This window comes from Gordonia sp. (in: high G+C Gram-positive bacteria), assembly GCF_047602025.1.
In the GTDB taxonomy this organism is placed as follows: domain Bacteria; phylum Actinomycetota; class Actinomycetes; order Mycobacteriales; family Mycobacteriaceae; genus Gordonia.
Genome location: NZ_JASGII010000001.1, coordinates 2572150 through 2598503 on the forward strand (window position 1 = coordinate 2572150; position 26354 = coordinate 2598503).

The following is a 26354-nucleotide window of genomic DNA, read 5'->3' on the forward strand; positions in this document are numbered from 1 at the left end:
CGGCACGGGCCGCGGCTCGGCTAGGCGGCCGGGATCTCCGGCATCGCACAAACGGCACCGTCGGACATGCCGGTGGGCCGCACGCCGAGGGCCTGGTTGAGCCGGGCGCGGTGGTTCTCCCACGCGATCTCGGCCGCGAGCTCGGCGATCTGCCCCTTGGTGAAGTGCTCCAGCAATTCGGTGCGCAGCGACGTCAGGCGCTCCTCGACGGCGGGGGTCGCGGTCACCGCCTCGGCGAAGGCGATCACCAGCTTCTCGTCGTCGGTGTAGGCGTCGCTGTCGGCGTAGCGGGGAAGGTCGCGCATCTGCGCCTCGGTGATGCCGGAGGTGCGCGCCAGGGTCGAACCGATGTCGAGGCAAAACTCGCAGCTGACCATGCCGGCGGCCTTGAGCAGCGCCAACTCCTTGTAGTGCGGGTCGACGCGGTTGGAGAACAGCGCGGCCGTCTCGTACCAGATGTTGGCGATCAACAGCAGCGGGCGGCGGATCATCCAACCGAAGAAGTCGGTCCGGTTCCGCTTGGTCTGCGAAAAGGCCTTGGTGTAGCTCCACATTCGACGCATCGCGCGCATGGTTTCCTCCTGTTGCCCGGCGGGTTACTCCCGTACTTGGCGGTGGCGTGCCGATCCGTAACGGCCCGCCCTCACAATTGGGCCGCCATCTGCACATACCCTTCGCGGACACTCGGGTACCGCGGTGACCAGCCGACTCCCGACCTGAACTTCGCGTTGCTGACCCGCAGCGAACGGGTCAGGGAGGTCGTCCGATCACCGAGCGCGTAGGGAGCGCGACCCGGGCCCGTGACCCATCGACGTCGGTCCACCGCGTCGGCAAGCGCCTCGGCGTTGGCCAGCTTGGTGAGTGGCTCGTCGTCGACGACGTTGTAGGTTCCCGCCGCAGCTTCGAGGGCAGCGGCCACCGCGGAGGCTGCATCGGCAAGGTGGATCGACGACTGGTAGGAACCCGGTCGGCCGGCGACGAGCCCGACATGTCGTCGGGCCATCGCCATGATTTCCTCACTGTGCGCCGCGCCGACGCCATAGAACAGGCCGAACCGCAGGACGGTGCCACTGCCACCCGCCTCGGTGAATCGGAGTGCGCTGGCCTCGGCGGCGTGGTTGCCCCGCGAAATCGGATACGGATCGGCGGGCGACGACTCGTCGAGCCAGGCGCTACCGCCGTCGTCGTACACCATCACCACTGACTCCTGGACGACTCGTGGGACGCCGGCGGCGAGCGCGGCGTCGACCACAGCGGCCGAGCCCGCCGACCGGATCTTCAAACACTCGCGCCACGCGGAGTAGAAGGGAAACGTCGCCGTCGACGGGAGCGCGGAGGCCAAGTTGACGACGGCGTCGCACCCGGCGAAGGCGTCGGTGAGCGCCGGGACGTCGAAGAGGGAGACGTGCACCGGGGTCGCGCCCGCCAGGGTCAGCGACGCGGCCGCGGCATCGCTGCGCGCCAGCCCGCTCACCCGGTGTCCGGCGGCGATCAGGGCCGGGACCGCGTAGCGGCCGATCGCGCCGGTCCCTCCGGTGACGAAGACGTGCATCTCCTAGCCTCCCGCCCGCCGTCGCGCACGCCAGGCGACCACGAACGTGACGAGCAGTACGAGGGCGAACGCCCCCTCGGCGAGATGCAGGGCCGCCCCCATCGACCAGACGTTGAGCTCGCGGATCCCGTGCACGCCGAGCGCGGCACCCAGCGGGACTCCGCCCACGAGCGCGAGCACCAGCCACTGGCGGTCGAGCGAGGCGACCAGGGCGACCAATCCGGCGGCGATCAGCGCGAACCCCGCCTCCGTCGAGACGTGTGGCGCGAAGGCCTCGCCCAGGTTGGCCGCGATCCACCGCCCCGACGTCAGGTTGGAGACACCCTGGAAGACCAGCAGCGCACCGAGAACCGCCGCGGCGATCCGGGGCCAGCGCCACAGATCGGGGCGCGCACGCGTCGGCCGTCGCCGCCGCCCGGAAGCTTGGGCGGAGGCCATGCGCCGGGCGACGCGCTCGGTCGTGGCCGGCGGCGGCACGACGGCGAAGGCGTCGGCGAGCCAGGTCAGCGCGGGGTCGGCGCGGTCACCGGCGAGTGCGTCGTCGATGGCGACGTCGAGGGCGTCGGCGGCCCGCTGGTCGGCGTTCATGCCACCACCTCCTTTCGCAGCTTGCCCACGGCGCGGTAGACGAGCATCCGCGCGGCCGGCGCCGAGATGCCGAGGGCTTCGCCGATCTCCGGCGACGACAGCCGGGCGCCAAAGCGAAGTGCGACGGCGTCGCGCTCCCGGTCGGTCAGCACCGACAGATGGGCGCGCACCTCGTCGTCGGCCAGGCGGCGCAGCGCGGCAGTCTCCGGATCGTCGCCCGGCGCCACCCGGTCCTCAGCGACCGATTCCGACGGGATCTCCCGACCGCTCTTGCGCCACCACCCGGCGACGGTGTGCCGGGCGATGCCGGTGAGCCAGGCGCCGACGCTGCCCGCGGCAGGGTCGTAGCGGTCCCACGATCGCATTGCGGCCACGAACACCTCGCTGATGACGTCCTCGGCATCGGCGTCCGAGGGCACGCGCACCCGCACGTAGCGCCACAGCGGCGTCACGTGTTCGCGGTATATGCCCTCGAATCCACCGTCCATCCATCACCTCTTCGCGCCGGACGGCGAAACTGTAACGCCGCTAGTCGACGAGGCGTTGGGCAAATGCGCGAGCCGCCGCCAGATCGGCATCGTCGGGGCGGTTGCGCTTGGCGCCGCCGAACCAGCCGAACGGCGGCGAGGTGTCGTAGCCGCGGCAGAAGAACTCCCCGGCCACGGTGAACCCGGCCCGCACCAAGTGTCGCTGCAGTTGCTTGGGCAGCAGCGGCGGAAACCCACTGCTGCCGAATACGAATGCACGACCGGAGGCGGCGCCGTCGGGAATCGCTGCCACGAAGTCGCGGAGCCGGGCGTGCAGTCGTTGGTTGTAGATGCCGGAACCGAAGCCGACCAGGTCGTAGTCGGCCAGCTCCGCGACGGACACGTCCTCCGGCGCGACGACGGCGGCGCCGAGCACCGGCGCCATCGCGTCGGCGACGCGTCGAGTATTGCCCTGGGAAACCGAAACGCAGATCAACAGTGCCTTCGACATACCCCTCCTTCGCGCGCCGCCGCGTAAATGTAACGCCGATCGGGCGGACCAATGCGTGCAAACCCCGCACTACGTGACAAGACCCGACACCGCAGGGTGTCGGGTCTTGTCAGGCAGAGTCGGGTTTAGGCCGGGCGCAAGGACTCCATCGTCTTCGCGACCTCCCAGAAGGCGCGCAGCGACTTCAGCTTGCCGTTCTCGTCGGCGGCGTAGGTGAAGACGCCCTTCGCCTCGGAGATGTGGCCGCCGATGTGGGTGACGATCTTGCCGACGTAGGCCACCTCGTTGCCGCAGATCGTGCCCTCGTCGAAGACGAACTCGATCTTCTCGGTGGTCGCGATGGTCATGTCCCAGAAGTTGGACAGCGCATCGCGACCGCGGTGGCCGACGCCCTGCTCGTCGAACATCGACGGGCCGACCGGGTCTTCGACCATGCCGTCCTCGGCGAAGTTGGCCAGCCAGGCCTCCTTGTCGCGCGCCTCGACGGCGGCACGGGACTTGCGCCCCACGACGACGCCGGGCGCGTTCTCCCGGTCGATGTTCAGGTACGACGGCAGTTGCTGCTCGCCGGCGGCGGCTTCACTTGGTGCCATAGTCGACCTGCATCTCCTTGATCGCGTTGATCCAACCGTGGCGCAGGCGGCGCGGCTGCTCGAGCTTGGTGATGTCGGGCACCAGGTCGGCCAGCGCGTTGAACATCAGGCCGATCTCCATGCGGGCGAGGTTCGCGCCGACGCAGAAGTGGGCACCGTTGCCGCCGAAGCCGACGTGCGGGTTCGGGTCGCGCAGGATGTTGAAGCTGAAGGGATCGTCGAAGACCTCTTCGTCGTAGTTGGCCGACCCGTAGAACATGCCGACACGGTCGCCCTTCTTGATCGGCACGCCGCGGATCTCGGTGTCGCGCAGCGCGGTGCGCTGGAAGCAGTTCACCGGGGTCGCCCAGCGGACGATCTCGTCGACGGTGGTCGCCGGGCGCTCCTTCTTGAACAGCTCCCACTGGTCGGGGTTGTCCATGAAGGCGTTCATCCCGTGGCTGATCGCGTTGCGCGTGGTCTCGTTGCCGGCGACGGTCAGCAGGATGAAGAAGAAGCCGAACTCGGTCTCGTCGAGCGAGTGGCCGTCGATGTCGGCGGTGATCAGCGTGGTGACGATGTCGTCAGCCGGGCACTTGCGACGCTCGTCGGCCATGTTGTAGCCGTAGCCGAGGATCTCGGCGGAGGCCTGGTCCGGCGGGGTGGTGAACTCCGGGTCGTCGGCGTTCATCATCGAGTTCGACCAGTCGAACAGCTTCATGCGGTCTTCCTGCGGCACGCCGAGCAGGTCGGCGATGGCCATCAGGGGCAGGCCGACGGCGACGTCGTGGACGAAGTCGCCCTGACCCTTCTCCGCCGCCTCCTGGACGATCTTGCGTGCCGCGTCGTCGAGCTTCTCCTCGAGCGCCTGCACGGCGCGCGGGGTGAAGGCCTTCGCGACGACCTTGCGAAGTCGGGTGTGCTCGGGGGCGTCCTTGTTGATCAGCAGCGCCTTGGTGACTTCCATCGCCTCAGGCGGCATGTCGTCCTCGAAGCGCATGATGACGCCGTTTTCGTTGGTCGACCAGTCCTCGGAGTTCTTCGAGATGTCGCGGATGTCGGCGTGCTTCGACACGACCCAGTACCCCGCGTCGTGGAAACCACCGCCCTTGCCGGGCTGCTGCGCGTTGAACCACACCGGGGCGGTCTTGCGCAGGCAGGCGAATTCCTCCATCGGAACGCCCTGCTCCAGCAGGTCGGGGCTGGTGAAGTCCCAGCTCTTGTCTTTCATGAACGGGCACTGCCCTGCGGCGTCGCCCTGCGAGACCGCGATGTCGTTCGCCTGGGTCACGTCTGTACCTCTTCCAACCTGTTCCCTGTCGGGCTGCGACCAAACAAGAACGTGTTTCAATTTATGACAGTGATCACTCTGCCACACTGCATAGACATGGAACAAGAACTTGTTCTAGTTTTGAAGGCGAAAGTCCTCAACTGGAAGTGAGACGGACATGGGTGTCCCGGTAATCGTGGAAGCGGCGCGCACGCCGATCGGCAAGCGCAACGGCTGGCTCTCGGGTCTGCACGCTGCGGAAATCCTCGGCGCCGCCCAGAAAGGCGTCATCGAACGGGCCGGCCTGGACCCCGCTCTGGTCGAGCAGGTCATCGGCGGCTGCGTCATGCAGGTCGGCGAGCAGGGCAACAACGTCACGCGCACCGCGTGGCTGCACGCCGGACTGCCGTGGCAGACCGGCGCGACCACCGTCGACTGCCAGTGCGGCTCGGCCCAGCAGGCCAACCACCTCATCGCGGGCCTGATCGCCGCGGGCGCCATCGACGTCGGCGTCGCCTGCGGCATCGAGGCGATGAGCCACGTGCCGCTCGGCGCCAACGTCGTCGAGAGTGCCGGCCCGCGCCGGCCGGAGTCGTGGGACATCGACATGCCCAACCAGTTCGACGCCGCCGAGCGGATCGCCGACCTGCGCGGCATCACCCGCGAGGACCTCGACGCCTTCGGCCTGCGCAGCCAGCAGCTGGCCAAGCAGGCGTGGGACGAGGGCCGCTTCGACCGCGAGGTCCTCGAGGTCATCGCCCCCGAGCGCACCAAAGAGGGCGAGCTGACCGGCAACAAGCTCACCGTGAACAAGGACCAGGGCCTGCGCGACACGACCCTGGAGTCGCTGGCCGCGCTCAAGCCGGTCATCGAGGGCGGCCGCCACACCGCGGGCACCTCGTCGCAGATCTCCGACGGCGCGGCCGCGGTCCTGCTGATGGACGAGGACAAGGCCAAGGCCCTGGGCCTCAAACCGCGCGCCCGCATCAAGGCGCAGGCCCTCGTCGGCGCTGAGCCGTACTACCACCTCGACGGTCCGGTGCAGTCGACCGAGCGCGTGCTGGCCAAGTCCGGTATGAAGCTGTCCGACATCGACCTGGTGGAGATCAACGAGGCCTTCGCCTCGGTCGTGCTGAGCTGGGCGCAGGTCCACAACGCCGACATGGACAAGGTCAACGTCAACGGCGGAGCGATCGCGCTCGGCCACCCGGTCGGCTCGACCGGTTCGCGCCTGATCACCACCGCGCTGCACGAGCTGGAGCGCCGCGACGGCGAGACGGCGCTGATCACCATGTGCGCCGGCGGCGCGCTGTCCACCGGCACGATCATCGAGCGGATCTAGTCGCGGCCATGGACGGCGACAAGCGGCCCGACCAGCTGGACTCCCCGGTCGTCGCGAAACTGATCAAGGTCGGCTCGCGGCTGAACACGCGGCTCTACCGCGCCACCGGGGGCCGACTGGGCGGCACGTGGCGGGTCGGCGCCGGACTGCGCAAGCCCGCGCCGGTCTGCCTGCTCACGACCATCGGGCGCAAGTCCGGCGAGCCGCGCACGGCGCCGCTGATCTACCTGGCCGACGGGGACCGCTTCGTCGTCGTGGCCTCCCAGGGCGGACTGCCCAAGCATCCGGCCTGGTACCTGAACCTGCAGGCCAACCCGGACGTCGTCGTCGAGGTGAAGGGCACCCGCCACGAGCTGACCGCCCGTACCGCCTCGGCCGAGGAGAAGGCGCAGCTGTGGCCGCGCCTGGTCGACCTCTACGCCGACTTCGAGACCTACGACGCCTGGACCGACCGGGAGATCCCCGTCGTCATCTGCGAGCCGCGGGGCTAGCCACGCCGATCACGCGTCGTCAGCCGGGCGCCTGCCACGGCCAGACGCCGTACTTGAGGCGCCAGCGGCCGAACGCCACGACGAGGGCCAGCAGTGTGATCCCGAGAGCGGTCACCCACTGCATCCCGAACGACAGCAGGACCAGGAAGAGCACGATCGGGAACACGACCAGCAACACGGTCCCGGCGATTTTCTGACGCCGCCGCCGGACGGCTTCGAAGTCTTCGACCATGACTTCAAGTTACGTCACGCGGCGCGCACATCTCCCGGATCGCCGCACCCGTCCACCGATCGAGGAACCCGGCCAGCTCGCCGCGGTCGCGCCGCTCGTCGTCGAGGACCAGGGACTGCAGGGTGCGCAGGATGATCTCGGAGATGTCGGCGACCTGCGCCTCGCCCAGCCCCCACGACGCCCAGTCGACGGCCATGCGGCCCATCATCTCGCGGGCGAACCCCTGGCCGACCTCCGACGTGAAGTCGCCGACGACGGGCAGGCTCAGCTGGTCGCCGCGCAGCACCAGGCCGATGTAGGCATCGTCGGCGAGGGCGGACATGACCGCCACGAGCCCCTGCACGACAGCTTCGTCGGGGCGAGTGTATCCGGCCAGCTCGACGGTCAGCCGGTCGAGCATGCCGCCGACCGCGCCCATCGCCGTCGCGGCGAGCAGGTCGCCGGTGCTGGGGAAGTACCGGTAGACCGTCTGCCGGGTGACGCCGAGGTGGCGGGCGACGTCGGCGAGGCTGGTGGCCGCGCCGGATTCGTCGATGCACTCGCGGGTGCCGGCGAGGATGCGGGCGATCGCCTCCTCGTCGTCGACGGGCGGGTTGCCGCCCCAGCCGTGGGTGCGCATGGCTGCCCACCCTACCCAGGTGGATGTCGGCGATCGTCGACCATACACATTCTTGATTCATGTATGGTGTAGTGATCGCCGCCACAGCCGACCAATGCGAGGTACACCGATGACCGCAGTCCCCGACGCCTGTCCGATCAGCAAGGGCTTCGACTTCGCCGATCCCGACGTCCTCGAGCGCGGCATGCCCGTCGCCGAGTTCGCCCAACTGCGCAAGACCGCGCCGGTCTGGTGGAACGAACAGCCGGTCATGGGCGAGATCTTCGGCGACGAGGGCTTCTGGGTGGTGTCCAAACACCAACACGTCCGCGACATCTCCAAGGACAGCGGCCTGTGGTCGACGAACGAGAAGGGCGCGATCATCCGCCTGCCCGAATACATGGAGCCCGACCAGCTCGAGTTCACCAAGGCGCTGCTGATCAACCACGACCCGCCCGAGCACACCCGCCTGCGCAAGATCGTCTCGCGGATGTTCACCCCGCGCGCGGTCCACTCGCTCGAAGGAGCAGCTCACCGAGACCGCCCGCCAGGTGGTCGAGGACGCGGCGGCCAAGGGCAGCGGCGACTTCGTCGACGACGTCGCCATCCACCTGCCACTCAAGGCGATCATGGGCCTGCTCGGCATCCCCGAGGAGGATCAGCACCGGATCCACCAGTTGGTCGACTCGATCATCAACTACAACGACCCCGACCAGCCCTTCGACCCGGTCACCGCCAACGCCGAGCTGATGGCCTACGCGTACCAGATGGCCGAGGAGCGCCGGAAGAACCCGACCGACGACATCGTCACCGCCCTGGTCCAGGCGGGCGAGGACGGCGAGGCGATGACCGAGCTGGAGTTCGGCTTCTTCGTCATCCTGCTGATCACGGCCGGCAACGAGACGACCCGCAACGCGACCAGCCACGGCATGAACGCCTTCTTCGACCACCCCGACCAGTGGGAGCTCTACAAGTCCGACCGCCCGGGCAGCATGGTCGACGAGGTGCTGCGCTGGTCGACGCCGGTGCACGCCTTCCAGCGCACCGCCACTGCCGACACCCAGATCGGCGGCGTCGACATCGCGCAGGGACAGCGCGTCGGCCTGTTCTACAGCTCGGCCAACTACGACGAGGACGTGTTCGACGACCCGTTCACGTTCAACATCCTGCGCGACCCGAACCCGCACCTGGCGTTCGGCGGCAACGGCGCCCACTTCTGCATCGGCGCGAACCTCGCCCGCATGGAGTTGGGCCTGATCTTCAACGCCATCGCCGACGTCATGCCCGACATCAGCCGGGTCAGCGAGATCCGGCGCGTGCGCTCGGGCTGGCTCAACGGGGTGAAGGGCCTGGGCGTCGACTACGGCTGCCCGATGGCCAAGGCCTAGCCTGGGCCGTATGCCCGACCTGGTCGACCGCGGCGACGTCGCGGAGCTCCTCGACGACTTCTACACCCGTGCGTTCGCCGACGAGCTGCTGCGCCCGGTATTCGTCGACATCGCGCAGATGGACCTGGCGAAGCACATCCCGGCGATCACCGATTTCTGGTGCAAGACGGTGCTGCACGAGGGTGTCTACAAGCGGAACGTGCTGATCCCGCACAAGGAGCTGCAGGAGAAGGCGCAGATGGGCGCCGCGCACTTCGAGCGCTGGTTGCAGATCTGGCAGCGGACCGTCGACGACCGGCACAGCGGCCCCAACGCCGACCTGGCCAAGCTGCAGGCGGCCCGCATCGCGTTCTCGATGTGCCGGACGGTGACCGGTGAAATCCCGACAGCGATCGGGCAGCAGCTGGCGGACGGCGGGCACCCACTGGGCGCGCACCACCCGGCGAGCGGTTAGCGGGCTATCCGACGCTGCGGTCGCTGCCTTTCCAGAACTGGGCGCGCAGCGCCTTCTTGTCCGGCTTGCCCAGCGCGGTGAGCGGCAGGGCGTCGACGAAGAGCACTTCCTTCGGCGACTGCACCGCACCCTTGCGGTCCTTGACCGCGGCCTTGATCTCGTCGGCGATCACGTTCTTGGCGTCGTCGGTGTCAGCGGCCCCCGGGCGCAGCACGACGACGGCCGTCACGGCCTCGCCCCACTTCTCGTCGGGCGCGCCCACGACGCCGACCTGCGCGACGGCCGGGTTCTCGGCGATGACGTCCTCGACCTCGCGTGGGAACACGTTGAAGCCGCCGGAGACGATCATGTCCTTGGTGCGGTCGACGATGAACCAGAAGCCGTCCTCGTCCTCGCGGGCGACGTCGCCGGTGCGCATCCAGCCCTCGGCGGTGAACGTCTCCGCGGTCTGTTCCGGCAGGTCCAGGTAGCCCCCGGACAGCAACGGGCCGGACACGCAGATCTCGCCGGGCTCGCCCGCGGGCACCTTGTTCCCGTCGCCGTCGAGCAGCGCCGTGCGCAGGAACGCCGACGGGCGGCCACAGCTGCCGAGGCGGGCCGGGTCGTGCTCGTCGCGACGCAGGTAGGTGATCACCATCGGCGCCTCGGACTGGCCGTAGTACTGCGCGAAGATCGGGCCGAAGCGGTCGATCGCCTCGGCCAGGCGCACCGGGTTGATCGGCGAGGCGCCGTAGTAGACCGTCTCCAGCGACGACAGATCGCGCGTCTTCGAGTCGGGGTGGTCCATCAATGCGTAGAGCATGGACGGCACGAGCATCGTGGCGCTGATCTTCTGCTCCTCGATGGTCTTGAGGACCAGGGCCGGATCGAAGGTCGGGAGCACGATCATCGTGCCGCCCTTCATCAGTGTCGGCGTGAAGAAGGCCGCACCCGCGTGCGAGAGCGGGGTGCACATCAAGAAGCGCGGGCGATCGGGCCACTCCCACTCGGCGAGCTGGATCTGGGTCATCGTCGACATCGCCCGGGCCGTGCCGACGACGCCCTTGGGCTTGCCGGTCGTGCCACCGGTGTAGGTGATCGAGACGACGTGGTCGGGTGCGAGACGCGCCGCCTCGAGCGGCTTGGGCGCGAAGCCCGCGGCGGTGGCGATCAGGTCGGTGCCGACGTCGGCGAGTTCCGGCGGGACCGGGCCGAGGGTGAGGACCTTCTTCAAGCCCGGCACCTTCTGCAGCAGCTCGAGGGTGCGCTCGACGAACTTGGGGTTCGGATCGATGATGATCGTCGAGACGCCGGCGTCGTTCAGGACGTACGCGTGGTCGTCGGCCGAGCCGAGCGGGTGCAGCGCGGTACGCCGGTAGCCCTGCGTCTGGCCGGCGCCGATGACCAGGAGGACCTCCGGCCGGTTGAGGGCCAGCAGGCCGACCGCGGTGCCGGTCCCGGCGCCGAGCGATTCGAAGGCCTGGACATAGGTGCTGATGGCGTCGGCCATCTGTGCGCCGGTGAGCTCGACGTCGCCGAGTTGCAGGACCGGGCGGCTCCGGTGTCGATGGAGAGCGGCGACGAGGTAGTCGCCAAGGTGGGTGTCGCCGCGCAGGAGGTCGATTTCCGTCATGACGTCCAGATTAGGACGTGTTCTAGTTTGAGGGAAGCGGTACCCCGAAACACACAGTTCACAGATGGTTTCGTACGCAACACCTAGATCAAGAACGTGTTACATTTTTCCGCCGAGAAAACTACTCCTCAGTAGACTCACCAGTAGCAAGAATACGGCGTTACGATCGGCCACATGACTGATCTGGACAAGACCACCGCCCGCCGCGACATCACCGACGCCCTGCTCACCGCACTGGAGCGCCGCCATGAGGTCCTCGACGCGATCGTCGCCGCGGACACCCGCGCCGACGCCGTCGACGCCGTCGCCGACCTGCTCGACAAGTCCAAGCTCGGCGCCGAGGCTGTTCTCGGGATGTCCTTCTACCAGCTCACCAAGGATCAGCGCCGGCGCAATCAGGCCGAGCTCGACGACCTCAACTCGACGCTGACCTTCACCCTCGCCGAGCGCCCCGCCGCCAGCGGCGACACCCTCGACCTGCGCCCCTTCTCCCCCGACGCCGACGCGGACCTGTTCGCCGAGCGCACCGCGGAGCAGGGCTCGGCCGGTGACGGTTCGGGCAAGCCCGCCGGCGCCATCGACGACGAGATGGCCGCCGCGTCGGGCCGCGTCGACGACGAGGAGGCCGTGTGGCTGACCGCTGTCGAGGGCGACGCCAAGATCGGCCTGGTCATGGGCGAACTCGCCGACGGCGAGGTCGACGTGCGGATCTGGATCCGCCCCGAGCGCCGCAAGCAGGGCTTCGGCATGGCCGCGCTGCGCAAGTCGCGCTCGGAGATGGCCGCGCTCTTCCCGGGCGTGCCGATGGTCGTGCGCGCCCCCGGCGCCTGACGCCCGGGTCTCGATACACCCGAGTCTTGGTCTCGATACGTCGGCTCGCTTCGCTCACCGACACTCGACCCAAGTCGCTCCTCGGGCACTCGACCACCACCGCTGGTCGAGTGGCCGCGATGCCGGAGGCACGTCGAGTGCCAGCGACGCAGGAGCCGGCTTATCGAGACGCGAGCGGTTGTATCGAGACCCTTTCTCAGCGAGCGCCGTAGACCGGGACCGGCTTGGGCGAATCGGCGATGAGCTTCGCGACGGCCGAACCGACCTCGGCGGGCTCCCAGCGCGCACCCTTGTCGACGGTGGCGGCGCGCTGCCAGCCGTCGAGCGCGGTGATCACGCCGCCCTCGACCTCGAAGACGCGGCCGGACACGTCGCCCGCCTGCGCCGAGCCGAGCCAGACGACCAGCGGCGAGATGTTCGCCGGGTCCATGGCGTCGAAGGAGCCGTCCTCGGGGGCGGCCATCTGCGCGGCCATCGCCTCGCCGGCGCCCATCGTCATGGCGGTGCGGGCCGCCGGGGCGATTGCGTTGACGGTGATGCCGTAGCCGCCCAGTTCGGCGGCGGCCTGGATGGTCAGCTCGGCGATGCCGGCCTTGGCCGCGGCGTAGTTGCCCTGGCCGACCGAGCCGAACAGGCCCGCGCCCGACGACGTGTTCACCACGCGCGCCTCGCGCTGCGCGCCCGCCTTCGACTGCGCGCGCCAGTACTCGGCGGCGTGGCGCAGGATCACGAAGTGGCCCTTGAGGTGCACGCGCACGACCGAGTCCCACTCGTCTTCGGACAGCGAGACCAGCATGCGGTCGCGGACGAAGCCGGCGTTGTTCACGACGGTGTCGAGGCCGCCGAACTCGTCGATGGCGGTCTGCACCAGCTCGGCGCCGGCCGCCCAGTCCGCGACGTCGGCGCCGTTCGCGACGGCCTTGCCGCCCGCGGCGACGATCTCGTCGGCGACCGCCTGGGCGGCATCCTTGGCGTAGTCGTTGACGACGACGCTGGCGCCGTCGGCGGCGAAGGCGAGCGCGTGGGCGCGGCCGATGCCCTGCCCGGCGCCGGTGACGATGACGACGCGGCCGGTGCTGATCTGATCGGACATGGGTGCTCCTTCGGGAAGCGGTTGGTGGTTAGACGCGGTTGTCGGAGTTGCCGGCGTCGAGGAAGGCCGGCTTCTCGCCGCCCCCGTGGACGGTGAGGGTCGAGCCGGTGATGTACGCGGCGAGCGGGGACAGCAGGAAGGCCACGGCGTTGCCGATGTCGGCGGGCGCGGCCAGGCGACCCATCGGGATGGTCGCACCGACGGCGGCCACGCCGTCGGCATCGCCGTAGTGCAGGTGCGAGAGCTCGGTCTCGACCGGGCCGCAGACGACGGAGTTGAGGCGCACAGCCGGCGCCCACTCGACGGCGAGGCTCTCGGTCAGGTTGTCCAGGCCCGCCTTGGCCGCCCCGTAGGCTGAGGTGCCCGGCGACGGGCGGTGGCCGCTGACGCTGGAGACGTTGACGATCGCTCCCCCGCCGTCCTGCTCGGCCATCACCGCGTGCGCGGCACGGGCGACGACGAGCGGGGCGACGAGGTTGAGCTCGACGATCTTGCGGGCGAAGTTGTCCGACGCGTCGGCGGCGAGCGCGAACGGCGAGCCGCCGGCGTTGTTGACGACGCCGTCGAGTCGACCGTGCTTGTCGACGATGGCCTTGATCATCGCGGCGACGGCTTCGGAATCGCGCACGTCGCAGGAGTGGAACTCGAAGGAATCCTCGCCCTTGTTGCGGGCACACACGATCGGAATCGCACCCAGCCCGTCCAACACCGTCGCGATTCCCGCGCCGACCCCTCGTGCACCGCCGGTTACCAGAACCACCCGGCCCTTCAGACCGAGATCAGCGGTGCTCGACGTCGCGGGACGCGTTGGTGTCATGGCTGCTACTCTAACAAACAACCAAGCACTTGCTTGGTTTGCCCAGAGATGAGGAGCCGCACCCGTGCCCATCACGACGACTCGCGGTGCCGCGGGGTCCGACGACTCCGGCATCGTCACCATCACCGTCGACTTCCCGCCGGTCAACGCGCTGCCCAGCGCCGCGTGGTTCGAACTGGCCGACACGATCACCGCCGCGGGCGCCGACGAGAGCACCCACGTGGTGATCCTGCGGGCCGAGGGCCGCGGCTTCAACGCCGGCGTCGACATCAAGGAGATGCAGCAGACCACCGGCTTCGACGCCCTCATCGCCGCCAACCAGGGCTGTGCGGCCGCCTTCTCGGCGGTTTACGACTGCGCGGTCCCGGTGATCGTCGCGGTCAACGGCTTCTGTGTCGGCGGCGGCATCGGCCTGGTCGGCAACGCCGACTGCATCGTCGCCTCCGACGACGCCGTCTTCGGCCTCCCCGAGGTCGACCGCGGCGCGCTCGGCGCGGCCACCCACCTGGCCCGACTCATGCCGCAGCACATGATGCGCACCCTGTACTACACCGCGCAGAACGCGACGGCCCAGCAACTGCACCAGTTCGGCTCGGTCTACAAGGTCGTGCCGCGCGAGGAGCTCTACGACGCCGCCCTCGAGGTCGCGCGCATGATCACCACCAAGGACACGCGCGTCATCCGCCGCGCCAAGGCCGCAATCAACGGCATCGACCCGGTCGACGTGAAGAACAGCTACCTGCTCGAGCAGCGCTACACCTACGAACTGAACCTCGCCGGCGTCGCCGACGAGCACCGCGACGCGTTCGTCGAGACCGGAAAGCCGAAGGGGAAGTAGAGATGGCGACCGACAAGACCTCATCGCTCGACGATGTGATCGGCGAGCTGCGCGATGGCATGACCATCGGCATCGGTGGCTGGGGCTCGCGCCGCAAGCCGATGGCCCTGGTGCGCGCACTGGCCCGCTCGACCGTCAAGGACCTGACCGTCGTCACCTACGGCGGACCGGACCTGGGCCTGCTGTGCGAGGCCGGCAAGGTCAGCAAGGCCTACTACGGCTTCGTGTCGCTGGACTCGGCGCCGTTCTACGACCCCTGGTTCGCCAAGGCCCGCACCACCGGTGCCATCACCGTCCGCGAGATGGACGAAGGCATGGTCAAGTGCGGCCTGGAGGCCGCCGCCGCCCGACTGCCGTTCCTGCCGATCCGCGCCGGCCTCGGCTCGGACGTCCCCAACTTCTGGGAGGGCGAGCTCAAGACCGTCGAGTCGCCCTACCCCGACGCCGACGGGCGTACGCAGACGCTGATCGCGATGCCCGGGCTGCGCCTGGACGCCGCGTTCGTCCACCTGGACCGCGCCGACTGCCACGGCAACGCCGCCTACACCGGCGTCGACCCGTACTTCGACGACCTCTACCTGGCCGCCGCCGACCGCCGCTACCTGGAGACCGACGAACTCGTCTCCACCGAGGAGTTGGTCGGCTCGGTCGAACGCGAGCGACTGCTCATCAACCGGATGAACGTCGACCGCGTCGTTCTCGCGCCGAACGGCGCGCACTTCACCTTCGCCGGCGGCTACGGCCGCGACGAGGCGTTCCAGCGGTTCTACGTCGAGGCCGCCGGGGAGGATGACACCTGGGCCGCGTTCAAGGCGCGCTTCCTCGACGTCGACGAGCAGACCTATCAGGCCGAGGTCGCCAAGTGGCAGGCCGAGCAGGAGGACAGCAAGTGAGCACCGACATCACCCGCGCCGAGTACTGCGTCGCGGCCTGCGCCGACATCTTCACCGGCGCCGGCGAGATCATGGCGTCGCCGATGGCTCCGACGCCGCTGCTGGGCGCCCGCCTGGCCCGCCTGACCAGCGAGCCCGACCTGCTGATCACCGACGGCGAGGCGCTGATCTTCGCCGACACCCCGGCCATCGGGAAGTCGGGTCCGATCGAGGGCTGGATGCCCTTCCGCCGGGTCTTCGACGTCGTCGCGTCGGGCCGCCGCCACGTCGTGATGGGCGCCAACCAGATCGACCGCCACGGCAACCAGAACCTGTCGGCGTTCGGTCCGCTGCAGCACCCCAAACGCCAGATGTTCGGCGTGCGCGGCGCTCCGGGCAACACGATCAACCACCCGACGAGCTACTGGGTGGCGCGCCACTCCGCGCGCGTGTTCGTCGACCAGGTCGACATCGTCTCGGGCGTCGGCTTCGACAAGGTCGACCCGAAGAACCCGGCCTACGACCACCTGAACATCCACCGCGTGGTGACCAACCTGGGCGTGTTCGACTTCAACGGCCCCGACCACACGATGCAGGCGCTGACGCTGCACCCGGGCGTCACCGCCGACGAGGTCGCCGAGAACACCACCTTCGAGGTCGTCGGCCTGGACAAGGCGCCGGAGACCGCCGCCCCCACCGGCGAGCAGCTTCGGATCATCCGCGAGGTCCTCGATCCCAAGGGCGTGCGCGATCGCGAGGTGAAGGCGTGAGCGCCCCGACGCTGTCGACCCGGTTCACCGAGCTCGTCGGAGTCAAGTACCCGATCGTGCAGACCGGCATGGGCTGGGTCTCCGGTCCGGCGCTGACGTCGGCCACGGCGAACGCCGGCGGTCTGGGCATCCTGGCGTCGGCGACGATGACCTACGACGAGCTCGAAGCGGCCATCGCGAAGACGAAGACCCTCACCGACAAGCCGTTCGGCGTGAACCTACGCGCCGACGCGACCGACGCCGGTGAGCGGATCGACCTGCTCATCCGCGAGGGCGTCAAGGTCGCGTCGTTCGCGCTGGCCCCCAAGCCCGAGCTCATCAAGAAGCTCAAGGACAACGGCGTGGTGGTCATCCCGTCGATCGGTGCCGCCAAGCACGCGGTGAAGGTCGCCTCGTGGGGCGCCGACGCGGTCATCGTGCAGGGCGGCGAGGGCGGCGGCCACACCGGTCCGGTCGCCACGACGCTGCTGCTTCCGTCGGTGATCGACGCTCTCAGCGAGAGCGGTGGACCGACGTCGATCCCGGTCGTCGCCGCCGGCGGCTTCTTCGACGGTCGCGGCCTGATCGCAGCGCTGGCGTACGGCGCCGAGGGCGTCGCGATGGGCACCCGCTTCTTGCTGACGTCGGACTCGGCGGTGCCGGACTCGGTCAAGCAGGAGTACCTGACCCGCGGTCTGGGCGACACGGTCGTGTCGACCAAGGTCGACGGCATGCCGCACCGCGTGCTGCGCACCCAGCTCGTCGAAGCGCTGGAGAGCGGCTCAGGCGTCAAGGCGCTGGCCGCCGCGGCGAAGAACGCCAACGACTTCAAGCAGATGACCGGCATGCGCTGGACGACCATGCTCAAGGACGGTCGCTCGATGAAGAAGTCGGGCGAGCGCACCTGGCAGCAGATCATCATGGCCGGCAACACCCCGATGTTGCTGAAGGCCGGCCTCGTCGAGGGCCGCACCGATGCGGGCGTGCTCGCCTCCGGTCAGGTCGTCGGCATGATCGAGGACCTGCCGTCGTGCGACGAGCTGATCCAGTCGATCATGGCGCAGGCGCACGCGCGCCTGGACGTGCTCAAGAAGCTGGGCTGACCCGCGGGATTCATTGCGGTTTGAACCGGTAACCGAACCAAACGGCAACATCTGCCCGCCAAGTACGCTCGATCCGTGGATCTGCGCCGCTTCCCCGACGTCGAGGGGCCCGGGTTGGTGGCCGTCGATGCCGCCGACCGACTGATCCTCGACGAGGCAGCAGCGTTCACCGACGGCCTCACCCGCGACGATGTCGTCGTCATCGACGACGCGTACGGCGCGCTGACGCTCGGTCTGCTCGAGGCCGTCGACGGCGACGGCACGATCCGGGTCCACCAGGACCTGCTGACCGGTGAACGCGCCCTTGCCGCCAATGCCGAGCGGCTCGCCATCACCGGGTTCAGCTCCGTGCCCTTCGGTCCCGATGCCGTGCGAGGGGCGCGCCTCGTGGTGTTGCGACTCCCCCGCTCGCTCGACCGTCTCGCCGAGGTCGCCCAGCTCATCGCCGCGCACGCCGCATCGGACGTCGTGGTGGTGGCCGGCGGTCGGATCAAGCACATGACGCCCCGGATGAACGACATGCTGGGCCAGGTGTTCGAGCGCGTCGACGTCACGCACGCCCGGCAGAAGTCGCGGGTCCTACTCGCCCGCGGGCCGCGGTCCGATACCGCCCGCGACCTGTTGCTTTCCCAGCCGCACGCCGAGCGTCACGACGACCCCAACCTGGTGATCGCCGCGCACGGCGGCGTGTTCGCCGGCACCGGGATCGACATCGGCACACGGTTGCTGGTGGAGCACCTGGGCGGGGCCGATGGAGCCGAGGTCCTCGACCTCGGCTGTGGCAACGGAACCGTCGCGGCGTGGTTCGCCCGGGCCCACCCCGACGCCCGCGTGATCGCCACGGATCGATCGGCAGCGGCTGTGGCGTCGGCGTTGGCCACCGCCGAGGCGAACGGGGTCGAGGTCGACGTCCGTCGGTCCGACGGCGCCGAAACGATCACCGGCGGCTCACTCGACCTGGTGCTGCTCAACCCGCCGTTCCACTCCGACGCGGCCGTCTCCACCGGCATCGCCGAGCACCTGTTCGCCGACGCGGCCCGGGTGCTGCGGCCCGGCGGCGAGCTGTGGTGCGTGTGGAACTCCCACCTGCGCTACCGCGGCGCGCTCGAGCGGACAGTCGGCCCGACCCGTCAGATCGCCCGGAACCGCAAGTTCACCGTCACCGCGTCGACGCGGCGCTGACGCCCGCTCGCATCGCTTCCTCGGCGGCGGCGGGCGACAACTCCGGCGGAAACACGACGACGCCCGGCGCATTGGTCCGCACCAGCAGATAGCCGTCGTCCATCCGCCGCATCGCGGTGACGTTGGCGTAGTCGACGACGGTCAGCGCGCCACCGTCGACGATGATGAACGACTTGTCGTCGAAGCCCGACGCCCACTCGGTGCCCGGCGCCGCGACCGTCCGAAAGCGTCGGCCGACATTGCGCACGTCGATCGCGATGGCCAACGCGAGGGTCAGCGGCACCAGCACCAACAGCCACCACCAGCCGGTCAGCAGCGCTATCCCGACGAAGACCAGGGCCTGGACGGCCAACACGATCCACGGTCGGCGCGAGTGGCGGTAGTAGCGTCGCAGGCCGTCCCGGGTGAAGCGCTTCGCGTCGCCGTCCTGGCAGACGTAGGTGTACTGGATCGCCGGGATGTCGCCGGTCATCGCGGGAGGATGCCGTCGAGCACGACGCCCAGGTACTGGTCGGCGATCTCCTCGACCGGCTTGGGCCCGCCCGGGCGGTACCAGCGCACGGCGACCCAGACGGTGTCGCGCAGGAAGCGGTAGACCAGGTCGACGTCGAGGTCACTGCGGAAGTCGCCCTCGGCGACGCCGCGGCGCAGCACCGACTCCCACAGCTCGCGGAACTCGACGTTGCGCTCGTTGATGTAGGCGAAGCGCTCCTGCGACGCGAGGTGGCGCGCCTCGTTCTGGTAGATCGCGACGGCGGTGTGCCGGGCGTCGATCGCCTCGAAGCTGGCGATGACGAGTTGGCGCAGGGTCTCGGTAGCCGGGAGGCCGGCGTCGGCGATGGCCCGATAGCGTGAGAACAGCTCGTCGAGGAAGCCGCTGAGCAGCTCGTCGACCATCGCCTCTTTGGAGTCGAAGTGGTGGTACAGGCTGCCGGAGAGGATGCCGGCGGTATCGGCGATGTCGCGGACCGTCGTCGAGCGCAGCCCGCGGTCGGCGAACAGCTCGCCGGCAATGCCGAGCAGCTCGTCGCGCCGGGTGGCGCCGGACGCGCCACCAGTTTTCGTCGCCACCGCGTTCCTCCTGGGATTTCGTCGGACTCTTCACCCTAGCAAGTGCTTGCTTGTTAGTCTCCGCACGGAACCTGGAGGAAGGTAGACCCATGATCGCCAAGAAGCTGCTCATCACCCTCGCCACCGCCACCGCCCTCGGCAGCGGGATCGCCGCCGCCCAACCGGCCACGGCCGACGCCGCCGTCACCGGCGTGCGCGTGTGCGCCCGCCTCGGCGGCGACCCCTACGTCGGGCCGATGACGATCAACAACCGCAACTTCTGGGACTTCGGCGCGAAACGGACGTTGAACTCCTCGCCCCGCGGCTGCATGGTCTTCGGCGGCCTGCAATCTCGGCGCGCGTACCGCGTCGTCGTCGACCGGATCTTCTCCAGCTGCAACAGCGGCACACGGCCCGACGGCTCCACCTACCGCTGGGGCAGCGAGGGCCACGAGGTCGGCGCGAGCCGTTGGGGCGTCACCCGGCGCGGCGGTGTGACGGATCTGGGCACCTTCCGGGTGCGCCGCGTCTACCGCGCCTGCTGATCAGCTCGCGCGCGAGGGCCGCGTCGGCGAACCGACCGGTTTCGACCGCGGCTTCTCCTTCGCCGCCGCCCGGGTGACCATCGGCAGCAGCCACAGGAAGATCCCCAGGTCGCCGACGACCGTCGACAGCATGCGGTTGTGGACGAAGCCGACCGAGACCCCGGTGGCCGGATCGGCCCAGCCGAAACACCCGGCGATGCCCACGTGGCCGAAGCCGTTGGCGACGGGGATCGGCGCCCGGTGGAAGCCGTGGTTCCACGACATCGGCAGTCCCAGCCCCCGGTCGCGACGCCAGCGGTACGGCCCGTCGAAGGAGCGCACCGCCGCCTCGGACAGGAAGCGCTTCCCGTCGAGGGTGCCGTCGGTGGCCAATGGGGCGTAGATGCGGGCGAGCGCCCGTGCGGTCGCCACGCCGTTGGCCGCCGGCATCTGTGCTTCCAGCAGCGCCGGATCGCGGCCCTTGAGCAGCTCCGCGCTGCCCTTGCCGGCGTCGACGCTGCCGACCATGTTCCCCAACGAGGTCGGCAGGTGCTTGACGACCGAGAACACCGCGTCGCTCAGTCCGTATTCACCGATCTTGAACGGATCGACGAACTCGGCCACCGTCATCGCACTGCCGGCCGGCGGCGCACCGAGCGACAGTTCGTCGCCGAGGTCGAGCGGGATGGCGAGTTCGTCGTGCCAGAGCTCGCGCATCGACTTGCCCGTGACCGCGCCGGCCAGGCCGCTCATCAGCCAGCCGAAGGTCAGCGCGTGATAGGCCGGCGCACCATGATACCGGTCCGGCATGGCCGCGGCCAAGCGCGAGTGCATCAGCTCGTGGTCGAGGAGGTCGGAGGCGTCCTCGGCGATCCCGCGCAGCTGCGACAGGCCGCCGCGGTGCAGCATCAACCGGCGGACCGTCAGCTTCGTGTCGCCACTGCGCGAGGCGAACTCGGGCCAGTAATCCGCCACCGGTTTGTCGTAGTCGATCAGCCCGCGGTCGGCCAGCCGGTGGACGACGAGCGCGGACAGGCCCTTGGAAGCCGAGTAGAGCATCGCCCCGGTCGACTCCGTCCACGGCCGGTTGCCGTGCAAATCCGACGTACCGGCCCACAGGTCGACGATCGGTTCGCCGTCCTGATAGACCGCAAGCGCGCCGCCGCCGTTCAGACGACCGCCGAACAGCCCGCCGAATGCCTTCTGCACCCCGCCGAACCGGGGGTCGCAGGTGCCGTGTGCGGCCACCGACCTACCGCTTGGCGTTCTTGCGGATCGAACCGCGCAGGAAGCGGCGGAACATCGCCATCTGTCGGTCGACGAGCTTAGTGTCACGGTCTGTGAACGGCGCCGACATCAACTCGGCGAACTTGATGGGCAGCGTCGAGTTGGTGACCGCACGCGCGTGGCTGAAGGTCTGGAAGCCGAACTCGCCGTGGTAGTTGCCCATGCCGGAGCGGCCGACGCCGCCGAACGGCAGTCCGTGGCTGATCAGGTGCATCGCGAAGTCGTTGCCGCTGATCGAGCCGCTGCGGGTGTGGTCGGCGACCTTGGCCATCCGGTCGTTGTCCTTGCCGACCCAGTACAGGGTCAGCGGGTGGCCGGCCGAGTTGATCTTGTCGATCGCCTCGTCGAGCTCTCGGTAGGGGTAGACGGTCAGGACCGGGCCGAAGACCTCGTCCTCCTCGATCTTCATGCCCGCCTTGACGCCGGTGAGCAGCGTCGGCGGGATCTTGCGTGCCGTGTCGTTGGGGAGCTTCTCACCGGCCGGGATGACCTGGCGCTTGGTGGCGCCCAAGTCGACGGCGTCGTCGATGAGCCCGACGATGCGCTGGTAGTTCTTGTCGTTGATCGTCGACGTGTACTGCTTGTTGCCGACGATGGACGGGTAGTTGGTGGTCCACCGCTCGATGACCTTGTCGGTGAACTCGCCGATCTTGTTCTCGGGGACGAACACGTAGTCCGGGCAGAGACAGACCTGGCCGCCGTTGACCATGCGGGCGTCGGCGAGGAACTTCGCGGCGTCGTCGATATCCGCGTCGACGTCGACGATGGCCGGGTTCTTGCCGCCGAGCTCGAGGGTGACCGGCACGAGGTTCTTACCGGCCTCCACCGCCACCGAGGCGCCCACCTCGGGCGAACCGGTGAAGAACATGTGGTCAACCTTCAGCTTGGAGAAGTCGGCGCCGCCGCCATGCTTGGCCGTGATGACCGCCAGCTCCTCGATCGAGAAGTAGTCGGGCGCGTGCTTGGCGATGACCTCGGTGGTCTTCGCGGTGATCGACGACGGGCGCAGCAGCACGCGGTTGCCCGCGGCGAAGGCCGAACCGGCCGGGACGATCGTCAGCTGCAGCGGGAAGTTCCACGGGCCCATGATCCCGACGACCCCGAGCGGGTCGTGGCGCAGGCGCTGGGTGAAGCCGAGCGCGCCCTGGATCTTCGAGACGTTCTTCTCCTTCATCCACTTGGTCACGCTGCGACGCTGGTGGGTGAGGTCGATCATGCAGCCGGCGACGTCCGCGGAGATCGACAGCTCGCGCGGGCGGGTGCCGAAGTCGGCGTCGAGCGCCTCGCAGATCTCGTCGGCGTTGTCCAGCAGCAGGGCCTGCAGCCGGTTGATGCGGTCGATGCGGGTCTTCGCATCGGGGATCCCGTCGCGCAGGAACGCGGCGCGCTGGATCTCCAGCAGCTCCTCCATGGTGTGGGTCTCGGACGACACCTTGTCGCCGGTGCGCACACCGACTTCGGCTGGCTTGGTCATGTGGGAACTCCAATGCGTGAAACAAAACCACTGATCTATCTCAAAGCCTACCCCGAAGGGTGGCGCCGATCACACCCCCGATGCCGATCAACCCCGGTCGCGAAGGCATCGCGCCGGGGTTGATCTCCGTCGTCGGGTCTAGAGGCGCTCGATGATGGTGACGTTGGCGGTGCCGCCGCCCTCGCACATCGTCTGCAGGCCGTAGCGACCGCCGGTGCGCTCGAGCTCGTTGAGCAGGGTGGCGAACAGCTTGGCGCCGGTGGCGCCGAGCGGGTGGCCGAGCGCGATGCCGCCGCCGTTGGGGTTCACCTTCGCCGGGTCCGCGCCGGTCTCCTTGAGCCAGGCCAGCACCACGGGGGCGAAGGCCTCGTTGATCTCGACGACGTCGATGTCGTCGATGCTCATGCCGGTCTTCCCCAGCGCCCACTTGGTGGCCGGGATCGGTGCCGACAGCATCATCACCGGGTCGTCGCCGCGCACCGAGAGGTGGTGGATGCGGGCCCGCGGGGTCAGGCCGTGCTCCTTGAGGGCCTTCTCGCTGACGATGAGCGCGGCCGACGAACCGTCGCAGATCTGCGAGGCGACCGCGGCGGTCAGGTCCGAACCGGGCGCGAGGACGTCGAGCGAGGCCATCTTCTCCAGCGACGTCTCGCGCGGGCACTCGTCGACGACGCAGTCGCCCAGCGGGACGTATTCGGAGTCGAACCGTCCGGCGGCGATCGCGGCGCGAGCGCGCTCGTGGCTCTGCAGCGCCCACTTCTCCATATCGAGGCGGCTGATGTCCCACTTCTTAGCCATCATGTCGGCGCCGACGAACTGACTGATCTCGGCGTCGCCGAAGCGCTTGGTCCACCCGGGCGATTCGGCGGTCGGCGTGGTGAAGCCGAGCTCCTGCCCGGCGATCATCGCCTGGCTGATCGGGATGGCGCTCATGTTCTGCACGCCGCCGGCCAGCACGATGTCCTGGGTGCCGCTCATGACGCCCTGCGCGGCGAAGTGGATGGCCTGCTGACTCGAACCGCACTGGCGGTCGACGGTGGTGCCGGGCACGCCCAGCGGCATGCCGGCGGTCAGCCACGCGGTGCGGCCGATGTTGCCGGCCTGCGGGCCGATGGTGTCCACGCAGCCGAAGACGACGTCGTCGACGGCCTCCGGGTCGATGCCGGTGCGCTCGACGATCGCGGAGATGACGTGGGCGCCGAGGTCGGCGGGGTGGACCTTGGCGAGCGATCCGTTGCGCTTGCCGACCGGCGTGCGGACGGCGTCGACGATGTAGGCCTGGGGGGTGCTCATGGGTACTCCTAAGAAGTGGTCGCGTCAGGCGCGCTGGCTGGAGATCGACACGATCTCCCCGGTCAGGTAGGTCGTGTAGTCGCTGGCGAGCATGGCGATCGTCGCGGCGATCTCCCACACCTCCGCGGCGCGGCCGTAGGCCTCGCGGGAGGCCAGCTCGTCGAGCAGCTCGTCGCTGGTCACCTTCGCCAGGAACGGGTGCCGGGCGATGGACGGGGCGACGGCGTTGATGCGCACGCCGTAGTCGGCGGCCTCGACCGCCGAGCAGCGGGTGAGCGCCATGACTCCGGCCTTGGCCGCGGCGTAGTGGGCCTGGCCGCGCTGGGCGCGCCAGCCCAGGACCGAGGCGTTGTTGACGATGACCCCGCCGTGGTCCGCCTCGCGGAAGTAGCGCAGCGCGGCCCGGGTGGCGCGGAAGCAGCTGTTCAGGGTGATGTCCAGGACGCGGTCCCACTGCTCGTCGGTCATGTCGACGACGGGGGTCTCGCCGCCGAGGCCGGCGTTGTTGATCAGCACGTCGACGCGGCCGAGCTGGTCGGCGGCCGACGCGATCAGGGCGTCGACCTGCTCGGTGCTGGAGACATCACAGACGAAGGAGGCGACCTGCTGCTTGCCGAACTCGGCCGAGAGCGCCTCGACGGTCTCACCGAGACGGCGTTCGTGGAAGTCGGAGACGAGCACGTCGGCGCCCTCCAGGAGCGCGCGGCGGGCGCTGGCGAAACCGATGCCGGTGCCGGCGGCGGCGGTCACGACGACCTTCTTGCCGGCGAGCAGGTTGTGGCCGCCGATCTCGTCGGGCACGGCTGCGAGCGGGGACTGGGGGCGGTCGGTCATGCGCGGGCCTCTCGGGGTAGGCCGAGCACGCGCTCGGCGATGATGTTGCGCTGCACCTCGTTCGACCCGCCGTAGATCGTGTCGGCGCGGGTGAAGAGGAAGAGTCGTTGCCACTCGTCGAGTTCGACGTGCTCGGGGTCGGTCAGGTCGTTGGGGACGCCCTCGGTCGTCGTGGCCGGGCCGACCAGCGACGGGGCGCCGATGACCGCCATGGCGAGCTCGCCGAGACGACGGTGCCAGTTCGCCCACAGGAGCTTGGCCACCGAGGCGTCGCCGGCCGCGGTGCTGAAGCCGTGGGTGGTGCGCGAGGCGGTCGTCTCGCCCAACGCCTCGTCGAGGGTGCGGCCGGCGTGGGCGCGCATGACGGCGAGTTCGATGCGGGCCCGCTTCAGGGCGCTCGCGATCTCCGGGTTGTCGGCGGCGCCGGTGCGCTTGGCGATGTCGATCAGGTCGTCGAGTTCGCGGGCGAAGCCGACCTGCTGGCCCAGCGTCGACACCCCGCGCTCGAACTGCAGCAGCCCCATGGCCACGGCCCAGCCCTCGCCGGGCTTGCCGACGATCAGGTCGGCGTCGGTCTTGGCGTCGTCGAAGAAGACCTCGTTGAACTCGGAGGTGCCGGTGAGCTGTTGGATCGGGCGGACCTCGATGCCCGGCTGGTCGAGCGGGACCAGCAGGAAGGACAGGCCCGCGTGGCGCTGCGAACCCGGCTCGGTACGGGCGATGACGAAGACCCACTGCGCGACGTGCGCGAGGGAGGTCCAGATCTTCTGTCCGTTGATCGTCCACTCGTCGCCGTCCAGGCGGGCGGTCGTCGCGACGCCGGCGAGGTCGGACCCGGCGCCGGGCTCGGAATAGCCCTGCGCCCACAGCTCGGTGACGTTGACGATGCCGGGCAGGAAGCGCTCCTGCTGCTCGGGGGTGCCGAACTCGATGAGCGTCGGACCGAGGAGTTCCTCGCCGAGGTGGTTGACGCGGGCGGGCGCGTCGGCGCGGGCGTACTCCTGGTGGAAGATGATCCGCTGGTTCATCGTCGCGCCGCGGCCGCCATGGCGCGACGGCCAGCCGAGGCAGGTCCAGCCGTGCTTGGCGAGGTGGCGGTCCCAGGCGAGTCGGTCGTTGAAGAATTCGTGCTCGCTGCCGGGCCCGCCACGGCCGCGCAGGTGGGCGAACTCGCCGGTCAGGTTCTGCTCGAGCCACTCCCGCACCGCAGCCGCGAAGACGGCGTCGGCGTCGGGGGTATTCGCCGCCCATTCGCCGAGGTCGACGGCACGGTCGGCCAGGTTGATCGACGTCATGACCCCTAGCTTAACCTACCAAGCATTTGCTAGGT

29 protein-coding genes and 1 pseudogene are annotated in these 26354 nt (G+C 69.3%); 11 read left to right on the forward strand and 19 right to left on the reverse strand.

The window, feature by feature from the left end:
• Positions 1–20: 20 nt before the first annotated feature.
• The 7 genes from QM728_RS12940 to QM728_RS12970 form a co-directional block, all read right to left on the reverse strand.
• Positions 21–572 (reverse strand): carboxymuconolactone decarboxylase family protein, encoded by a 552-nt coding sequence (locus QM728_RS12940; protein WP_415032416.1) that lies wholly within the window; start codon positions 570–572, stop codon positions 21–23.
• A 71-nt stretch (positions 573–643) separates the two neighbouring features.
• Positions 644–1552 carry an NAD-dependent epimerase/dehydratase family protein gene (locus QM728_RS12945; RefSeq protein WP_415032417.1) on the reverse strand — a complete coding sequence of 303 codons (909 nt, stop codon included), beginning with the start codon at positions 1550–1552 and terminating at the stop codon, positions 644–646.
• Between the two features lie 3 nt (positions 1553–1555).
• On the reverse strand, positions 1556–2140 hold the full coding sequence (locus tag QM728_RS12950; protein ID WP_415032418.1) for a hypothetical protein: 585 nt from the start codon (positions 2138–2140) through the stop codon (positions 1556–1558).
• Positions 2137–2628 (reverse strand): RNA polymerase sigma factor, encoded by a 492-nt coding sequence (locus QM728_RS12955; protein WP_415032419.1) that lies wholly within the window; start codon positions 2626–2628, stop codon positions 2137–2139. The genes QM728_RS12950 and QM728_RS12955 overlap by 4 nt, the downstream gene beginning before the upstream one ends.
• 40 nt (positions 2629–2668) lie before the next feature.
• The gene (locus QM728_RS12960) at positions 2669–3118 is read right to left on the reverse strand and encodes a flavodoxin domain-containing protein (RefSeq protein WP_415032420.1); all 450 of its coding nucleotides are present in this window, start codon (positions 3116–3118) and stop codon (positions 2669–2671) included.
• Positions 3119–3243: 125 nt separating this feature from the next.
• Positions 3244–3711: a nuclear transport factor 2 family protein gene (locus QM728_RS12965; protein WP_415032421.1), complete on the reverse strand. Its 468-nt coding sequence runs from the start codon at positions 3709–3711 to the stop codon at positions 3244–3246.
• Positions 3698–4921: a cytochrome P450 gene (locus QM728_RS12970; RefSeq protein ID WP_415032895.1), complete on the reverse strand. Its 1224-nt coding sequence runs from the start codon at positions 4919–4921 to the stop codon at positions 3698–3700. The genes QM728_RS12965 and QM728_RS12970 overlap by 14 nt, the downstream gene beginning before the upstream one ends.
• A gap of 217 nt (positions 4922–5138) precedes the next feature.
• On the opposite strand from QM728_RS12970, the gene QM728_RS12975 reads away from it, so the two are divergent.
• Both QM728_RS12975 and QM728_RS12980 read left to right on the forward strand, forming a co-directional pair.
• A complete protein-coding gene (locus QM728_RS12975) occupies positions 5139–6302 on the forward strand; it encodes a steroid 3-ketoacyl-CoA thiolase (RefSeq protein ID WP_415032422.1) in 1164 nt (387 codons plus the stop codon).
• An 8-nt stretch (positions 6303–6310) separates the two neighbouring features.
• Positions 6311–6793 (forward strand): nitroreductase family deazaflavin-dependent oxidoreductase, encoded by a 483-nt coding sequence (locus QM728_RS12980; protein WP_415032423.1) that lies wholly within the window; start codon positions 6311–6313, stop codon positions 6791–6793.
• A gap of 19 nt (positions 6794–6812) precedes the next feature.
• On the opposite strand, the gene QM728_RS12985 is transcribed toward QM728_RS12980, so the two are convergent.
• Positions 6813–7025, reverse strand: a complete 213-nt coding sequence (locus tag QM728_RS12985; RefSeq protein ID WP_415032424.1) for a hypothetical protein — start codon at positions 7023–7025, stop codon at positions 6813–6815.
• A gap of 4 nt (positions 7026–7029) precedes the next feature.
• On the reverse strand, positions 7030–7644 hold the full coding sequence (locus tag QM728_RS12990; RefSeq protein WP_415032425.1) for a TetR/AcrR family transcriptional regulator: 615 nt from the start codon (positions 7642–7644) through the stop codon (positions 7030–7032).
• A gap of 109 nt (positions 7645–7753) precedes the next feature.
• On the opposite strand from QM728_RS12990, the pseudogene QM728_RS12995 reads away from it, so the two are divergent.
• A pseudogene (locus QM728_RS12995) lies at positions 7754–9011 on the forward strand (cytochrome P450).
• Positions 9012–9021: 10 nt separating this feature from the next.
• Positions 9022–9465: a group III truncated hemoglobin gene (locus QM728_RS13000; RefSeq protein WP_415032426.1), complete on the forward strand. Its 444-nt coding sequence runs from the start codon at positions 9022–9024 to the stop codon at positions 9463–9465.
• A gap of 4 nt (positions 9466–9469) precedes the next feature.
• Here the strand turns inward: QM728_RS13000 and fadD8 are convergent, their stop codons facing one another.
• The gene (gene fadD8 / locus QM728_RS13005) at positions 9470–11077 is read right to left on the reverse strand and encodes a fatty-acid--CoA ligase FadD8 (RefSeq protein WP_415032427.1); all 1608 of its coding nucleotides are present in this window, start codon (positions 11075–11077) and stop codon (positions 9470–9472) included.
• A 174-nt stretch (positions 11078–11251) separates the two neighbouring features.
• On the opposite strand from fadD8, the gene QM728_RS13010 reads away from it, so the two are divergent.
• Positions 11252–11908, forward strand: coding sequence for a GNAT family N-acetyltransferase (locus tag QM728_RS13010; protein ID WP_415032428.1), 657 nt, complete (start codon positions 11252–11254; stop codon positions 11906–11908).
• A gap of 196 nt (positions 11909–12104) precedes the next feature.
• Here the strand turns inward: QM728_RS13010 and QM728_RS13015 are convergent, their stop codons facing one another.
• A complete protein-coding gene (locus QM728_RS13015) occupies positions 12105–13001 on the reverse strand; it encodes an SDR family oxidoreductase (protein WP_415032429.1) in 897 nt (298 codons plus the stop codon).
• Between the two features lie 28 nt (positions 13002–13029).
• A complete protein-coding gene (locus QM728_RS13020; RefSeq protein WP_415032430.1) occupies positions 13030–13818 on the reverse strand; it encodes an SDR family oxidoreductase in 789 nt (262 codons plus the stop codon).
• 64 nt (positions 13819–13882) lie between these two features.
• Here QM728_RS13020 and QM728_RS13025 point away from each other — a divergent pair, with 64 nt between their 5' ends.
• The 5 genes from QM728_RS13025 (at position 13883) to QM728_RS13045 (ending at position 18562) form a co-directional block, all read left to right on the forward strand.
• Positions 13883–14656, forward strand: a complete 774-nt coding sequence (locus QM728_RS13025; protein ID WP_415032431.1) for an enoyl-CoA hydratase family protein — start codon at positions 13883–13885, stop codon at positions 14654–14656.
• A gap of 2 nt (positions 14657–14658) precedes the next feature.
• Positions 14659–15549, forward strand: a complete 891-nt coding sequence (locus QM728_RS13030) for a CoA transferase subunit A (protein WP_415032432.1) — start codon at positions 14659–14661, stop codon at positions 15547–15549.
• Positions 15546–16298, forward strand: a complete 753-nt coding sequence (locus QM728_RS13035; protein WP_415032433.1) for a CoA-transferase subunit beta — start codon at positions 15546–15548, stop codon at positions 16296–16298. Before QM728_RS13030 ends, QM728_RS13035 begins: the two co-directional genes overlap by 4 nt.
• Positions 16295–17380 carry an NAD(P)H-dependent flavin oxidoreductase gene (locus QM728_RS13040; RefSeq protein ID WP_415032434.1) on the forward strand — a complete coding sequence of 362 codons (1086 nt, stop codon included), beginning with the start codon at positions 16295–16297 and terminating at the stop codon, positions 17378–17380. The genes QM728_RS13035 and QM728_RS13040 overlap by 4 nt, the downstream gene beginning before the upstream one ends.
• Before the next feature lie 75 nt (positions 17381–17455).
• Entirely contained in the window at positions 17456–18562 is a 1107-nt protein-coding gene (locus tag QM728_RS13045; protein ID WP_415032435.1) for a class I SAM-dependent methyltransferase, read from the forward strand.
• Here QM728_RS13045 and QM728_RS13050 read toward each other — a convergent pair.
• A complete protein-coding gene (locus QM728_RS13050; protein WP_415032436.1) occupies positions 18540–19034 on the reverse strand; it encodes a hypothetical protein in 495 nt (164 codons plus the stop codon). The two genes, QM728_RS13045 and QM728_RS13050, sit on opposite strands and share 23 nt — an antisense overlap.
• Positions 19031–19633, reverse strand: coding sequence for a TetR/AcrR family transcriptional regulator (locus QM728_RS13055; RefSeq protein WP_415032437.1), 603 nt, complete (start codon positions 19631–19633; stop codon positions 19031–19033). Before QM728_RS13055 ends, QM728_RS13050 begins: the two co-directional genes overlap by 4 nt.
• A gap of 89 nt (positions 19634–19722) precedes the next feature.
• Here QM728_RS13055 and QM728_RS13060 point away from each other — a divergent pair, with 89 nt between their 5' ends.
• Positions 19723–20157: a hypothetical protein gene (locus tag QM728_RS13060; protein WP_415032438.1), complete on the forward strand. Its 435-nt coding sequence runs from the start codon at positions 19723–19725 to the stop codon at positions 20155–20157.
• On the opposite strand, the gene QM728_RS13065 is transcribed toward QM728_RS13060, so the two are convergent.
• The 5 genes from QM728_RS13065 to QM728_RS13085 all read right to left on the reverse strand — a co-directional run bounded on the left by QM728_RS13065 (position 20158) and on the right by QM728_RS13085 (position 26319).
• Positions 20158–21384, reverse strand: coding sequence for a serine hydrolase domain-containing protein (locus tag QM728_RS13065; RefSeq protein ID WP_415032439.1), 1227 nt, complete (start codon positions 21382–21384; stop codon positions 20158–20160).
• A 4-nt stretch (positions 21385–21388) separates the two neighbouring features.
• Complete coding sequence (locus QM728_RS13070; RefSeq protein WP_415032440.1) at positions 21389–22897, reverse strand: aldehyde dehydrogenase family protein; 1509 nt, start codon at positions 22895–22897, stop codon at positions 21389–21391.
• 138 nt (positions 22898–23035) lie between these two features.
• Positions 23036–24190 carry an acetyl-CoA C-acetyltransferase gene (locus tag QM728_RS13075; RefSeq protein ID WP_415032441.1) on the reverse strand — a complete coding sequence of 385 codons (1155 nt, stop codon included), beginning with the start codon at positions 24188–24190 and terminating at the stop codon, positions 23036–23038.
• Positions 24191–24214: 24 nt separating this feature from the next.
• A complete protein-coding gene (locus QM728_RS13080) occupies positions 24215–25024 on the reverse strand; it encodes an SDR family oxidoreductase (RefSeq protein WP_415032442.1) in 810 nt (269 codons plus the stop codon).
• The gene (locus QM728_RS13085; protein ID WP_415032443.1) at positions 25021–26319 is read right to left on the reverse strand and encodes an acyl-CoA dehydrogenase family protein; all 1299 of its coding nucleotides are present in this window, start codon (positions 26317–26319) and stop codon (positions 25021–25023) included. Before QM728_RS13085 ends, QM728_RS13080 begins: the two co-directional genes overlap by 4 nt.
• Positions 26320–26354 lie beyond the last annotated feature (35 nt).